Annotated in this window: 1 protein-coding gene; it reads left to right on the top strand. The window is 30.4% G+C overall.

Annotated elements, in window-relative coordinates:
* Positions 1-335, top strand: a 335-nt coding sequence (locus JUJ52_RS23215; protein WP_228089270.1) for a transposase, incomplete at its 3' end; no start/stop codon positions are given.

The raw sequence follows: 335 nt of genomic DNA, 5'->3' as shown, positions 1-335 counted from the left end.
ATATTAAGTGCATATTCGGAAATTTATGATCTGGTTGTACCTAAGGATAATGTTTTACGAAAGCTTAATGAGTTAGTAGATTTTTCTTTTATATATGATGAATTAAACGATAAATACTGTCATACAAATGGTAGGAATGCCATTGATCCAATCCGTATGTTTAAATATTTACTTCTAAAAACAATCTATGATTTATCTGATGTGGACATTGTAGAGCGTTCCAAATATGACATGTCCTTTAAATATTTTCTTGGTATGGCTCCAGAAGAATCCGTGATGGAGCCAAGTTCTCTAACCAAGTTCCGTAAATTACGTTTAAAAGACAAAAATTTATT

The organism is Virgibacillus sp. AGTR (assembly GCF_016919725.2).
Lineage (GTDB): Bacteria > Bacillota > Bacilli > Bacillales > Amphibacillaceae > Virgibacillus > Virgibacillus salarius.
This window is presented reverse-complemented; position numbering and strand designations above follow the sequence as displayed.